Genomic DNA, 13,524 nt, shown 5'->3' on the forward strand with positions numbered 1-13,524 from the left:
TATATTTATCAAAATTAAAAATAAAAAATAATAAACCAAATATTTTCACTAAAAAAATTAGTTTTTTATTTCTACTGCGCTTGGGGCACCTTTTATGTGGTGGGTTTTCTCGAAGTATTTACACATGTAGGTAATCGGGCATTTTTCGCAAAGCGGCTTTCGGGCCAAACAAATATATCGTCCATGCAAGATCAACCAATGGTGCGCCACGGCAATAGTCTCTTTTGGAAGGTTTTTGACTAATTGTTTCTCTACCGCCAATGGCGTCGTTGCACGATAGGTGAGGCCAAGCCGGTTAGCCACACGGAATACATGTGTATCCACGGCCATTGCAGGATTATGATATACAACTGAGGAGATGACGTTAGCGGTTTTTCGGCCGACGCCCGGCAGTTTGATCAAATCCTCAATCTGCTCCGGTACGATATTGTTAAATTTTTCAATAAGCATCTGTGCCATACCCACTAGATGTTTGGCTTTGTTATTTGGATAGCTTACTGAGCGGATATAACTAAATACTTCATCAATGCTGGAGGCAGCTAAAGTATGAGCGTCCGGGTAACGTTCAAATAACTTTGGCGTCACCTGATTAATTCTCTTGTCTGTACATTGGGCCGATAGAATAACAGCGACAAGCAATTCATACGGATTACTGTAGTTGAGTTCTGTCTGCGCATCGGGACTATTTTTGGAAAAATATTCCACAAAAGCTTTGTATCGTTCTTGTTTTAACATCACTTCAAAACTAGCCAAAATTTCCATTAAAAAAGAAAATTTGAGCGCTGCTTAATACGTACCAAACTGAATTTTTTATTGATAAATAGAGCGTAATACTTATTCGTGTAACTGGAGGTCCAGTGGTTGTTTTAAGGACCCTACAGCGCTATTTAGCGACTTAAATAGGAAGGATAGGCTTGAATTTATGCCAATAAATAAGGCCTAATCTCAAGATTAGGCCTTTCTTTTTTCCATCTGTTTGGAATATGCCATGATATTCGCAATACATTGTTTGCTTGGGTTAAGCAACATTTTGGGTAATTGAAGTCTCAATTCATTTTCTATATCCTCATCAGTCATTACTTTCTCGTTTTGGGTTAGTAAATTTTGAACTTCGTTTTCTGATTGGGTAAAATTTTCTACCATAAGCATCTCTAGTTTTGTCTCTGTAAGTTAATTAATTAAACGGACAAAAGATAGTTTTGGTATATAAAAAATGAGAATATTATTTATTTTTTCTTTTTACTACTAAATTCTTCGGCCTTTAAGATGGCATTATACGCGTTGACAATTCCTCCAGTGACAGAAATATCCGCAAATCTGACTGTTTTTGTGGCCTCTTCATTAATTTTTACCTGGACAGTTTGTTCTGGTTTTACAACAGATTCCAGAATAATCTGTTTGGTTTCCGCGGCAGAGAGCTTAGGATAATAGGAGCGTATCATAGCCGCTAATCCCGCAACCACAGGGGCTGCCATACTCGTACCCTGTTCTTCTTTATATTTTGAGTCCGGAATAGTAGAATTAATCCGAACCCCGGGAGCAAAAACATCAACTGTTTTTTTGCCATAATTGGAAAAATCTGCCAGAAGTTCGTTGTCCGGATGTAAACCACTCGCACCAACAGTGATCCAGTTATTTGCTATTCCTGTGGTGTCCCCCTTCGCATTCGTATAGTATTTCATTGGAAAATTGGGCTCCACATCATTATCTTCACTATCATTTCCAGCTGCATGTACCATCAAAACATCTTTCGATTCGGCATATTTAACAGCATCATCCACGGTTTGCTTGTTGTGTGAATAGCTCTTTCCGAAGCTCATGTTGAGTACTTTCGCTCCATTATCTACTGCATAACGGATTGCATTTGCGACATCTTTGTCCCGTTCATCGCCATCCGGAACTAAGCGTACTGTCAGTATCTTGACATTGTCTGCAACACCGTTTATACCAATATTATTGTTGCGTTTAGCACCGATGATACCCGCAACATGGCTTCCATGGAGCGCGTCAGGTCCTTTTACATCCGCATTTCCGTAATGACGTTCGGAAGCATCTTCGTAATTGTCGCCAATAATGGGACGGGAGTCATACTCTTTATTTAAATGGTAGTCAACCTGATTGTTGAAATACTTCGCTCCTTCAGTGATATCATCAAAAAATTTGACAAAACCATTCGTTTGAATTTCGTCTTTTGCATAACCCAGAGCGATACGTTGATTGTTCGATTTTGGGTTGAAGCTTTCCAGATCAGCCAATGTGATTTCTTCTGGTTTTTTACCTATTTCACGAACGACAGCGTCTAGATTTCGTTTAAGCGCATCATAGGAAAATTGACCCATTTTAGCCTCTTCTAACTTGTTCTTGTATTTTGCCACCATTTTTTGATAGGACAAAAAAGCTTTTCTGTCGGCTTCATTCAGTTCAGTCGTTGGTGTAACACCGGCAAACTTTTTATCTAAAATCCTCAGTTGCCTGGTTAGCTCTAGATTGTCAAATTGAACATTTTTTCCATCGGCGTTACCAATAAAATTCCAGCCATATTTGTCGTTGATGTAGCCGTTGCCATCATTATCTTTCCCATTAGAAAGACTGTCTTTTGAATTGATCCAGACAATATCCTTGAGATCCTCGTGGAAAACATCCACACCACCATCCAATACACCAACAATAACAGGAGTTGATTTTTTTCCTTTTAATAATGTTTTGTACGCTTTCTCTGTACTGATGCCCATTACGCCATCGGTGTTGTAATCTAAATTATACCAGTTCTGTGGAACAGCCTCCGCCTGGGCAAACGAGGTCATTGGTAAAACACCTAAGGCGATAAGATATAGTGATTTCTTTAAATTCATAAAATTTTCTCCTAGCACAGTAGCAAATATAATATTATTGGACCTGTTGAATTGTTAATTTTTATTAAAAGTGACTTTTTATATAGATAATGAAGGATAAAGAATAGATCAGCTAATAATATATATCAAAATGAACGGCATATTTACAGTTGATCTTTTCCTGTTTATATATAGTTTTGCTATTTCTCTAGAAATGCATTAAATTCAATGTTCTGGGGAGTGATGACGATAGCAAAGTACAAGTCGTTTTTTTTTTATTAAAAAAGAGATTTAGCGCATTCATATTATATATGCAACATAACAAAAATATACAGTGGCCGGAAGCTTCGGCTCCAATAGCTGCAGTGCATCCAAATAAAAGACAAATTCATGGAGATACTGCCATTGACGATTATTACTGGATGATAGACTATTTCAAAAAGGGACCAAGATCAGCAGAAGTGATCGACTATCTGACTGCGGAGAATACCTATACTACCACGATGTTAAAGGAGACGGAATCTTTTCAGGAAGACTTATTCCGGGAAATGAAATCCCGTATCAAGGAAAAAGATGAGTCGGTACCCTATTTTAAAAATGGTTACTATTATTACAGTAGAACAGAGAAAGGGAAGCAATATTTCAAGTTTTGCCGCAAGAAGGGGACTTTGGATGCTGATGAAGAATTATTATTGGATATAGATCATCTCGCAGAAGGTTATGCCTATTATGCGGCAAAGGGTTTTTCGATCAGTCCAGACAATCGCTTGTTGGCTTTTAGTGTGGATACAGTTTCCCGCAGGGAATACACGATTTATATCAAGAATCTGGAGACCGGTGAAATCTATCCCGATCGGATCGCTAATACCGAAGGTGCTGCAATTTGGGCTAATGATAACCAGACTTTATTTTACACTGCTAAGAACCCGATAACATTACTGAGTGAAAAAATTATGCGACATACACTTGGTACAGACGTTTCAACGGATGTATGCGTATATGAAGAAAAAGACAATACAAATTATATCGCGGTTGGTAAATCAAAAAATGGTAAACTCATTATCATCAGCTCAGAAGGAACCTTGTCTTCTGAGGTTTGGTTGTTAAATGCCGATCTTCCCAATACTGATTTTAAGGTTTTTCAACCACGTCGAAATGATGTGCTTTATAATATAGTTCCTCTGGAAGATCGTTTTTTGATATTGACCAATGATGAGGCGATTAATTTCCAGATTATGCAATGTCCATTGGACAAAACTGATCGGCAACATTGGACAACATTTATCGCGCATCGACCGGATGTACTGGTGAGCGATATTGAGGAATTCAGGTCATTTTTGGCAATAGCGGAAAGAAAAGATGGATTGACTCAACTGGCAATATATGATTTGAATAATCAAGACCAGCATTATTTGGATTTTGGTGAGGTCGCCTATACCGTATATCCAGGAATAAATGTTGAATACAATACCACAAAACTGCGGTATGGATATACCTCATTGGTGACGCCAAGTTCGGTCTATGAATATAATATGGAGAATAGGACGAAAATATTGTTAAAGCAACAGGAAGTTTTAGGTGGCTATGACCAAAGTGCCTATAGGACCGAACGCATTTATGCCATAGCGAGGGATGGGGTAAGGGTACCTATTTCCCTTGTTTATAAAGAGGGAACCCAATTAGATGGTACCGCTCCTTTATTGCAATATGCTTACGGCTCCTACGGTGCATCGATGGATCCCAGTTTTTCCAGTAATCGATTGAGTTTATTGGACCGTGGTTTTATATATGCGTTGGCCCATATTCGTGGGGGTGAAGAAATGGGGCGTCAGTGGTATGAGGATGGGAAAATGATGCGTAAAATGAATACATTTTATGATTTTGTGGATTGTGGTAAGTATCTTATTGAGCAGCGCTATACATCGTCAGACCACCTTTATGCGCAAGGAGGAAGCGCAGGCGGACTCCTTATGGGAGTCGTTGCTAATATTGCCCCTCAACAATACCATGGCATGATAGCCCAGGTACCCTTTGTAGATGTTGTAAATACCATGCTGGATGAGACAATTCCGCTGACGACCAATGAATATGATGAATGGGGAAATCCCAATGAATCGGAAGCTTATTTTTATATGAAAAGTTATTCGCCCTATGAAAATATCGAGCCGAAAGAATATCCGAATTTACTGGTCACAACTGGATTGCACGATAGTCAGGTTCAGTATTTTGAGCCTGCCAAATGGGTCGCGAAATTACGCACGGTCAAAACCGGCGACTCTATTTTGCTCTTGAAGACGGATATGGATTATGGACATGGGGGTGCCTCGGGCAGATTTGATTACTTGAAAGAAATTGCGATGGAATATGCTTTTCTATTTAAGCTGGAGGGGATCGATCACTAAATATGAATAAAATCAAAATCGTATTTCTGTTTTCTACCCATAAAAATGCCCCAAAGAGTTAGATACTTTTTGGAGCATTTTTATCTGCTAACTTTTTATTGTTGAGCGTGATTAATACTGTCCTGCTGTTTCTGTAACCTTTCTTCACGCTCGATTTCTCTGGAATCGATCTGATGTTGCTGATAATTGTCCATGGCAACTTTGCTTGCCTTCTGGGACACATAGATTGCAAGTATAGCAACCACAGTAATGATTGCAAGCCCCCAAGCATACTTATGTTTGTCCTGTTTGACAAGCCAATACATAAAGATGATATAGGGTACAGCAAAAATAATATAGAAAATTAAACTTGGTGACATGCTATTTTCCGCTAAATGATGTATACAAAAGTATCGTTTTTGTCTAAAAATAACGAACCTGTCGAAAAAACTCCCTTTTCCCATTGATAAAGCCTCAAACCTTTATCAGTTTTATTGTCAAATTAATATCGGATCCAATGTAGGGGCATGCCCCCGTTGCTGTTGATTAATTGCTTGAAAATGAAGGTGGCAGGCCTATTTTGAAGCTGAATTGTAATTTTTTGATTTTTGCAAAAAATCCATGATAATATTGTGGAAAAGAAAAAAATATTTTTATACATTTGCAACGTCAGAAACAATTGACAGAGAAATAAAATGAAACAGAGCAAAAAGAACGACTATTCTTATACTCAAACTTTCGAAAAGTTTATGAGAAAAGTATTCTGTGCTTTCATTTTCGTAGAAATACCTGTTTTACGCTTCCGACGACCCATACTACCTCGGGCTTGATTTGAGGTAGTGAATCTTTCCAAACAAGACCATGATTGTCCGATGGTTTTGAATCCATTATTTTAATTTATTCAGTAACAAAACACGACAGTAGTTGTTGTTTTATTATTAGGGTCGTAAGTCAATGACTATATCAGATTTTTTAATTATTCCGGCTAAACCTGAGCATGCACACTATGCAGAGGTTATTTGCAACGAAATGTTCGAGTCTGCAAAGGCTCGAGGTACTGGTATTGCGCGTCGTAAACCAGAGTATGTTGCCAACAAAATGAATGAAGGTAAAGCAGTGATTGCTTTGCATAGGGACGGCCGATGGGCAGGGTTTTGTTATATTGAAACTTGGGGCCATGGTGACTACGTTGCAAATTCTGGACTTATTGTCAATCCCGAATTTCGGAAAGTAGGTTTGGCAAAAGCCATTAAAAAAAGGGTGTTTGATTTGTCCCGGGAAAAATACCCCAAAGCAAAGATATTTGGCCTGACCACAGGTTTCGCTGTCATGAAAATCAATTCAGAATTAGGATACGAACCAGTGCCTTATTCAGAACTGACCAACGATGACGAATTCTGGAAAGGCTGTCAGAGCTGTGTGAATTATGAAATTTTAATGAGCAAAGATCGCAAGAATTGCATGTGTACAGCTATGCTTTGGGATCCAGAGGAAAAAGAGCGTGAACTGAAAGAAAAGATCCAGCGTAAACATGAAGCAAAGGAACGTTTGGAAAGAATTACACAAAAACAATCGCTGCTAAAGCGTATACAGGCAAAGTTCTGGAAATCGGCCAATAAATTCATTGCAGTCAATTTCCCAAAGCATAATAAAGTTGCAAAAGGATTTTAATAAAATCATATAGCGCATGTCAACTGGCTGCATAGCCATCGAAAATAAATAATGAACAGACGATGAAACGGTCAGACAAACAATCGTTTCACCACAATAAAAAACAATTTATCTCAATGAAAAAAGTAGTTTTAGCATTCAGCGGAGGATTAGATACTTCGTTTTGTTGTATTTATCTTACGCAAGATTTAGGGTTAGAGGTTCATTCTGTCGTCGTAAATACAGGTGGTTTTTCGGATGAAGAATTGAAGAATATCGAAGCACGCGCCTATGCATTAGGTGTAAAATCACATACCACGATTGACGAAACAGCAGACTATTACCGCGAAACTATTAAATACTTGATCTTCGGAAATGTGCTGAAAAATGCAACCTACCCATTGTCCGTATCTGCTGAACGCGTATGTCAGGCTACCGCCATTGCAAATTATGCAAAGAAAATCGGCGCTGAATGTGTTGCACATGGGTCTACAGGAGCGGGAAATGACCAGGTGCGTTTTGATATGATTTTCCAGACCTTGATTCCAGGTGTTGAGATTATCACACCGATCCGTGATCTACAGTTGTCCCGCGAAGCAGAGATTGAATACTTAAATAAACATGGTGTTGAATATTCAGCTGAAAAAGCAAAATATTCAATCAATAAAGGTCTGTGGGGAACTTCTGTAGGTGGAGCTGAGACATTGACATCCAACCAATATTTGCCAGAATCAGCATGGCCAACACCTGTGACCTCTTTCGAACCTCAACAGATCACCGTAGACTTTGAAAAAGGTGAGCCCGTTGCATTAAATGGTGAGAAAATGGAATCTGTGAAAGTCATTCAGGAGTTGCAAGCTATCGCACAACCTTATGGTATCGGCCGTGATATTCACGTAGGTGATACGATTATCGGTATCAAAGGTCGTGTCGGATTTGAAGCTGCCGCTTCGGTAATTTTAATTAAGGCGCACCACACCTTAGAAAAACACACTTTGACGAAATGGCAATTGTCCTGGAAAGATCAAATTGCTGCTTTCTACGGAAATTATATGCACGAAGGACAGATGCATGATCCTGTCATGCGCGATATTGAAGCATTCTTGCAGTCTTCACAAGAAACTGTAACAGGTCGCGTAATCGTTGAACTACACCCTTATCGTTTTGTAGTGATTGGTATTGAATCCGAGCACGATTTAATGTCCAATAAATTCGGTAGCTATGGTGAGATGAATAAAGGTTACACAGGCGACGATGTAAAAGGATTCTCCAAAATTTTTGGAAACCAGACCATTATCTGGCATAAAGTAAATCAAAAATAAAAAATTAGGATGCTTCTGTAAGCCATAGGCTTGCAGAAGTAAAGTCTTAATATTCATACTAGCTACTCAATACGAAATAAAAATATGATAAAAGTAGGAATCGTTGGTTCAGCAGGATATACGGGCGGAGAATTATTGCGGGTATTGATTTATCATCCTGAAGTAGAGATTGTATTTGCTAATAGTGCGTCTAACGCGGGAAACAAATTATATGAAGTTCACAATGATCTGTTCGGTGATACAGAACTGACTTTCTCATCCGATTTTCATAGTGATATTGATGTTTTATTTCTGTGTGTAGGACATGGTGATGCCCGGAAGTTTTTAGAGGCTAATCCGGTTGCAGCAGCGGTTAAGATTATTGACCTTTCGCAGGATTATCGTCTTCGGGCAAATACAATGTATCAGGGACAGTCGTTTGTATACGGGCTTCCGGAATTAAATAAGGAAGCGATTCGATCGGCGCAATATATCGCCAATCCAGGTTGTTTTGCTACTAATATCCAATTGGCATTATTGCCATTGGCGAGTAAGGGGCTATTGCCCGATCAGATCCATGTCAATGCAACGACCGGATCTACCGGTGCCGGACAGAAACCGGGGGCGACCACGCACTTCTCCTGGCGTAACAACAATCTTTCTGCATACAAATCTTTCGAACATCAACACCTACAGGAAATTTCGGAGTCCTTGGATCAATTGCAAAATGGATTTTTACCAGCATCTGGCGATTCGTTGTTAGCGCGCGCTGCTGAAAAGATAAATTTCGTTCCACAACGTGGTGACTTTACACGTGGTATTTTCTCGGCAATTTATGTCGACTCAGATTTGACCGAGGAGCAAGCGTATGAGTTGTATGAAGCGTATTATGAAACACATCCATTTACCCACGTTAGCCGGAGCAATATCGACCTCAAACAAGTTGTAAATACCAATAAAAGTATTATTCACTTGGAGAAACATGGAAATAAATTACTAATCTTAAATGCCACTGATAATTTGTTGAAAGGAGCATCCGGTCAAGCTGTACAAAATATGAATCTTATGTTCGGTTTGAATGAGCGTACAGGATTGAATCTTAAAAGTGTTGGTTTCTAGTTGTTTGTGGTTTATTCAACAGCTGTATTAACAGAATGTGAATAATAGAAGCAGGTAAAAACCTGATAAAATATAGTTATCAACATAGTTGTTAACACTGTGTGGAAAAGTGAAGGGGACACGCTCTTCACTTTTTTTATGTCCACTAATGGTTGGTGAAGTGATGGGGTACTCTATATGTTTCAAAGTATTGGCTGGTATCAACGTTTGTTTGACTAATTTAATACTTAGTTTACCAAATTGTATTGTTCCTGCATGTTTCTTAACTTCGTATCAATAATGGAGGCGAAATTGTCTTATTTCACTATTTCTAAGCAGCGTTAACCAATTTTAGAATGGAAGAAAGACCCCAGATACAACCTGAGCTTACCTTGGGAGACAAAATATTGGAATTAATCGGCTACCTGTCCTTATTCGCACTATGGTATCTGATTGCGATCAATTATAATAAGTTACCCGAGACTATTCCCGTACATTATGATGCCGCGGGCAAAGCAGATCATTTCGGTGGCAAAGAGACTATTTTAGCTTTACCGCTTTTAGCTACAATACTATTTATTGGGATGACCATCCTAAATCGATTTCCACATATTTTCAATTATTCGGTTAAGATAACAGCAGAGAATGCTTTTCGGCAATATACAAATGCATGCCGCTTGATCCGGTATTTGAAATTTATTATTGTAGTTATTTTGGCTGTAATCACTTTCAAGACTATTCCAAATTCGGCCGGAACTTCAGATGGGCTAGGCAAATGGTTTTTTCCGCTGACACTGGGATTTATTTTTATTCCGGTAATCTATTATGTTGCACAAGGATTCCGGAAAGCTTAGTACCTATATTAGTATCACATCCTATGTACTATATTCATTCCATAAAAAACACAAAACCAATCGGAGATCGAATCGCCTATCCGTTTAATATTGCTTCAATATTGAACCTGAGTGAGTTGCGGTTTAGATCCCCTGTAACCTTTATCATTGGAGAGAATGGTTCCGGGAAATCTACATTAGTTGAAGCCATTGCAATTAATGCTGGCTTTAATCCCGAAGGAGGAACTAAAAACTTTAATTTTCATACGAAAGATTCCCATTCCGAACTTTTTAAAGATCTGCAGATCATAAGAACAGCCTTCCGTGAAAACGATGGATTTTTCCTAAGGGCCGAGAGCTTTTATAATGTGGCGACTGAGGTTGATGATATATTTGAAGGAGATCAGGGAGCTCTACAGAAAAGTTATGGCGGCTCATTACATGAATGCTCTCATGGGGAGAGTTTTCTTAATTTAATGCATAGACGCTTTTCGGGACGTGGCCTGTATCTGCTTGATGAGCCTGAATCAGCACTTTCCATCAATAGTCAATTACGGCTCTTAACAAGGATGAATCAACTGGTGAATAATAAATCCCAATTTATTATCGCCACCCACTCACCAATTTTGTTGGCCTATCCGGACGCGGAGATTTACACCGTGTCGGAACTGGGCTTGCAACAGGTGGACTATGAAGAAACGGAACAGTTTAAACTTTATAGGTATTTCCTGAATAACTATCAGAAGATGGTTGCCGAACTCGGTTTACATGAATAGGCATTGATTTATTACTATTTTTTTTACACAATCGATTGATATACATTTCCTTTCTTTTTCTGTCAATCTAAGCCTTATCTTCATCAAAATAATACAGTTTTCAAGAACCAATATAAATTCACGCTTATATCAACGGAATTGCTATAAGAAGGTTTATGTTCGATAAGTAGGATTGATATCCTTCAATTCCTATAAAACCCTGGTAGCTTAGGTAACATAAGTAGCCACGGTAACAGACAAGAGATGAAAAAATTTAAACAGATGAAAAGAAAATTCTTTATCAAGCGCCTCTTCATAGGTGCCTTATCTTGCCTTTCATTAGGTGTTAACGCGCAAACTGCTATAAAATCCTATGCCGTACCGCTTGCGGGCAATGCTTTTATTACTACCGGCCAAGATGGTGGTGCGGAAATTTCCGGACGCAATGGATTGGTAAAATGGTCAAGTGATCAAAGCATTGCATCGGTATATTTCAGAACGGAGAAAACGGGGAACCTCGAATTGAAACTCAAAGCGAAAACTGATGCCGGAAATTCCTCCAAAATAGAGATTTCTGCTTTGGGAAAAAAGAGTTCTTTGGATATCAAAGGGACTGAGTTGTCCGAAACAGCGGCTTTGTCTATTGATGTCAAAACGCCGGGCTACGTACAGGTGAATTTAAAAGGATTAAGTAAGTCGAGTGATAGGTTTGCCGATGTAACGGAATTAATCGTTAGTGGAGAAGCTGCATCTGAAGGACTTACCTACTCAAATGATCCTGATTATTACTATTGGTCACGTCGTGGTCCTTCCTGTCACTTAAATTATACGATACCGAGTGAGGGAAATGTCAGCTATTATTACAATGAGGTAACTGTCCCAAAAGGTGAGGATAAAGTCGGCTCATATTTTATGGCAAATGGCTTTGGAGAGGGATATTTTGGTATACAGGTGAATTCGGAAACCGAACGACGTATTTTATTTTCGGTTTGGAGCCCTTTTCATACAGATGACCCGAAAAGTATTCCAGATGAACAAAAGATCCATTTATTGAAGAAAGGAAAAGACGTGCATACAGGAGAATTTGGCAATGAGGGATCCGGTGGACAGAGTTACCGTAAATATTTCTGGAAAGCGGGTGAAACCTATAAATTCTTGTTGAAAGGCGTTCCGGATGGAAAAGGAAATACCGACTATACTGCCTGGTTTTTTGTGCCGGAGGAAAATGCATGGAATGTAATTGCTAGTTTCAAACGTCCGCAAACAAATACGTATTTAAAGAGATTTCATAGTTTCTTAGAGAATTTTAGTCCCAATCAAGGGTATTTAGGTAGACAGGTGGAATTTAAAAATCAATGGGTTTATGACGGTCAATGGCGCGCCGTTAAATCGGCTTCATTTAGTGTCGATAATACCTACCGCGCTCATCAACGTATTGATGCGATGGGGGGAAGAACAAAAAATGGCTACTTTTTAAGAAATGGCGGTTTCTTTAATGAGATTGTTAAACCGGGCAGCAAATTTGAGTTTGTCAATAAAAATACGGCTCCGAAAATTGATTTTGAGAAATTGCCATAAAGATAAAAAACAAATTATTTAGGCATAACGATCGGTAATAAAACAAGAGAGTCGCATTTGGATGCGACTCTCTTGTTTTTAAATGACTATTTTTCGGAGAGTTTAATATCTCGTTCTATCGATACGTTATCGCCGGTAACGGCATTTCCCTCTTTATCTACCAAGGTTAATTTTACTTTGTTATTTCCCATAGGTAAGCCCTTAATCTCATAGGGTCCCCATTTATCCAATGTAAATGTCTGTCCGTTGATATCTGCTATTACCTTATTTCCGTCTGGGGCAATATTGGTATTGACCAGATAAAAATCTAAAAGGACATTTTTGGTTTCATCTCCTTTGTATTCTCCTTTTGGACGAGAATAGAATAAGGATGCTCCTTTGGGCGCTGGCTCCTGTGTCAATTTTCCCGTTGCATCTATCTTGAATTTAATCAATTTTGAGGCCTCCGTTGTTTTAATGGATTCGTGATAAGAGCGGGACAAAAACGACAAGAGATAATGTTCTGAATTTAAAGCCAAAGTGACACTATGCTCCGGTTTATATAATGCAGTATATGGTTTGTTGTCCAAAATAAAGTGGATATGCTGTCCATCATGCGAGTTGGCCATGTGAGCTGCATGCTCGTCCGTTGTCATTTCAGTAAGCTTAAAGTTGCTGACATTATATTTCACTGTAACTTTTGCAGAGTCTGTGCCTACTTTTTCAGCGCTTACCGAAGCGATTCCTAGACTCGCTCCAGGAAATTGTTTCGAATCTGAAATTGGACTAACCGAAATGGAATCCATTTTCTGTGCAATACTCGTATCAGCATCAGTCATTGAATCTGTATGGTCGGTGCTCTTCTTGGTTGAATTATTACATCCAATAACCCCCATTAGCAAACTTAATGCGGCGGTAATGCCTGTAATTCTGTAGTACTTCATGATTTTTTTGTTTAAATTTTTAACACTCAGCATTTTAAATAACAAGTGTACAGGACCTTTTGTTTGTTAGCATGGAGAAAACAAGCTTTTGATTGTAAAAATATATTATATTCAGCTGGAACAACACTTGATTAATTGTTCTTGAAAGCAGATAAGAACCCATAACAAGCAGGA

The 13,524-nt window shown here is 38.7% G+C and carries 12 protein-coding genes; 7 read left to right on the forward strand and 5 right to left on the reverse strand.

From position 1 onward, the window contains the following. Window positions 1–57: 57 nt before the first annotated feature. The 3 genes from nth to ACK8HY_RS19975 form a co-directional block, all read right to left on the reverse strand. Complete coding sequence (gene nth / locus ACK8HY_RS19965; protein WP_077438301.1) at window positions 58–735, reverse strand: endonuclease III; 678 nt, start codon at window positions 733–735, stop codon at window positions 58–60. 216 nt (window positions 736–951) lie between these two features. After that, the gene (locus ACK8HY_RS19970) at window positions 952–1,143 is read right to left on the reverse strand and encodes a hypothetical protein (protein ID WP_077438079.1); all 192 of its coding nucleotides are present in this window, start codon (window positions 1,141–1,143) and stop codon (window positions 952–954) included. An 83-nt stretch (window positions 1,144–1,226) separates the two neighbouring features. Further along, window positions 1,227–2,852: a S8 family peptidase gene (locus ACK8HY_RS19975; RefSeq protein WP_416134563.1), complete on the reverse strand. Its 1,626-nt coding sequence runs from the start codon at window positions 2,850–2,852 to the stop codon at window positions 1,227–1,229. A gap of 290 nt (window positions 2,853–3,142) precedes the next feature. On the opposite strand from ACK8HY_RS19975, the gene ACK8HY_RS19980 reads away from it, so the two are divergent. After that, a complete protein-coding gene (locus tag ACK8HY_RS19980) occupies window positions 3,143–5,233 on the forward strand; it encodes a S9 family peptidase (protein ID WP_416134564.1) in 2,091 nt (696 codons plus the stop codon). A gap of 95 nt (window positions 5,234–5,328) precedes the next feature. On the opposite strand, the gene ACK8HY_RS19985 is transcribed toward ACK8HY_RS19980, so the two are convergent. Beyond that, on the reverse strand, window positions 5,329–5,592 hold the full coding sequence (locus tag ACK8HY_RS19985) for a hypothetical protein (protein ID WP_077438077.1): 264 nt from the start codon (window positions 5,590–5,592) through the stop codon (window positions 5,329–5,331). Window positions 5,593–6,166: 574 nt separating this feature from the next. Here ACK8HY_RS19985 and ACK8HY_RS19990 point away from each other — a divergent pair. The 6 genes from ACK8HY_RS19990 (at window position 6,167) to ACK8HY_RS20015 (ending at window position 12,427) form a co-directional block, all read left to right on the forward strand. After that, window positions 6,167–6,883 (forward strand): GNAT family N-acetyltransferase, encoded by a 717-nt coding sequence (locus tag ACK8HY_RS19990; RefSeq protein ID WP_077438076.1) that lies wholly within the window; start codon window positions 6,167–6,169, stop codon window positions 6,881–6,883. A gap of 116 nt (window positions 6,884–6,999) precedes the next feature. Further along, window positions 7,000–8,184, forward strand: a complete 1,185-nt coding sequence (gene argG / locus ACK8HY_RS19995) for an argininosuccinate synthase (protein ID WP_077438075.1) — start codon at window positions 7,000–7,002, stop codon at window positions 8,182–8,184. A gap of 84 nt (window positions 8,185–8,268) precedes the next feature. After that, complete coding sequence (gene argC / locus ACK8HY_RS20000; protein ID WP_416134565.1) at window positions 8,269–9,282, forward strand: N-acetyl-gamma-glutamyl-phosphate reductase; 1,014 nt, start codon at window positions 8,269–8,271, stop codon at window positions 9,280–9,282. A gap of 335 nt (window positions 9,283–9,617) precedes the next feature. Next, a complete protein-coding gene (locus tag ACK8HY_RS20005; RefSeq protein WP_416134566.1) occupies window positions 9,618–10,115 on the forward strand; it encodes a DUF1648 domain-containing protein in 498 nt (165 codons plus the stop codon). Window positions 10,116–10,138: 23 nt separating this feature from the next. After that, window positions 10,139–10,870, forward strand: a complete 732-nt coding sequence (locus tag ACK8HY_RS20010; protein ID WP_416134567.1) for an AAA family ATPase — start codon at window positions 10,139–10,141, stop codon at window positions 10,868–10,870. A gap of 261 nt (window positions 10,871–11,131) precedes the next feature. Further along, window positions 11,132–12,427 carry a DUF3472 domain-containing protein gene (locus tag ACK8HY_RS20015; protein WP_416134568.1) on the forward strand — a complete coding sequence of 432 codons (1,296 nt, stop codon included), beginning with the start codon at window positions 11,132–11,134 and terminating at the stop codon, window positions 12,425–12,427. Window positions 12,428–12,513: 86 nt separating this feature from the next. Here the strand turns inward: ACK8HY_RS20015 and ACK8HY_RS20020 are convergent, their stop codons facing one another. After that, window positions 12,514–13,350, reverse strand: a complete 837-nt coding sequence (locus ACK8HY_RS20020) for a hypothetical protein (RefSeq protein WP_416134569.1) — start codon at window positions 13,348–13,350, stop codon at window positions 12,514–12,516. Between the last annotated feature and the right edge of the window lie 174 nt (window positions 13,351–13,524).

It is taken from the genome of Sphingobacterium sp. NGMCC 1.201703 (genome assembly GCF_047784615.1).
Taxonomy (GTDB): Bacteria; Bacteroidota; Bacteroidia; order Sphingobacteriales; family Sphingobacteriaceae; genus Sphingobacterium.

Bases quoted from the DNA above. Each gene is read 5' to 3' on its own strand.
- ACK8HY_RS20010 (WP_416134567.1), top strand. From the start codon at position 10,139: ATGTACTATATTCATTCCATAAAAAACACAAAACCAATCGGAGATCGA.
- ACK8HY_RS20005 (WP_416134566.1), top strand. From the start codon at position 9,618: ATGGAAGAAAGACCCCAGATACAACCTGAGCTTACCTTGGGAGACAAA.
- ACK8HY_RS19970 (WP_077438079.1), bottom strand. From the start codon at position 1,143: ATGGTAGAAAATTTTACCCAATCAGAAAACGAAGTTCAAAATTTACTA.
- argG (WP_077438075.1), top strand. From the start codon at position 7,000: ATGAAAAAAGTAGTTTTAGCATTCAGCGGAGGATTAGATACTTCGTTT.
- nth (WP_077438301.1), bottom strand. From the start codon at position 735: ATGTTAAAACAAGAACGATACAAAGCTTTTGTGGAATATTTTTCCAAA.
- ACK8HY_RS19975 (WP_416134563.1), bottom strand. From the start codon at position 2,852: ATGAATTTAAAGAAATCACTATATCTTATCGCCTTAGGTGTTTTACCA.
- argC (WP_416134565.1), top strand. From the start codon at position 8,269: ATGATAAAAGTAGGAATCGTTGGTTCAGCAGGATATACGGGCGGAGAA.
- ACK8HY_RS20015 (WP_416134568.1), top strand. From the start codon at position 11,132: ATGAAAAGAAAATTCTTTATCAAGCGCCTCTTCATAGGTGCCTTATCT.
- ACK8HY_RS20020 (WP_416134569.1), bottom strand. From the start codon at position 13,350: ATGAAGTACTACAGAATTACAGGCATTACCGCCGCATTAAGTTTGCTA.
- ACK8HY_RS19990 (WP_077438076.1), top strand. From the start codon at position 6,167: ATGACTATATCAGATTTTTTAATTATTCCGGCTAAACCTGAGCATGCA.
- ACK8HY_RS19980 (WP_416134564.1), top strand. From the start codon at position 3,143: ATGCAACATAACAAAAATATACAGTGGCCGGAAGCTTCGGCTCCAATA.
- ACK8HY_RS19985 (WP_077438077.1), bottom strand. From the start codon at position 5,592: ATGTCACCAAGTTTAATTTTCTATATTATTTTTGCTGTACCCTATATC.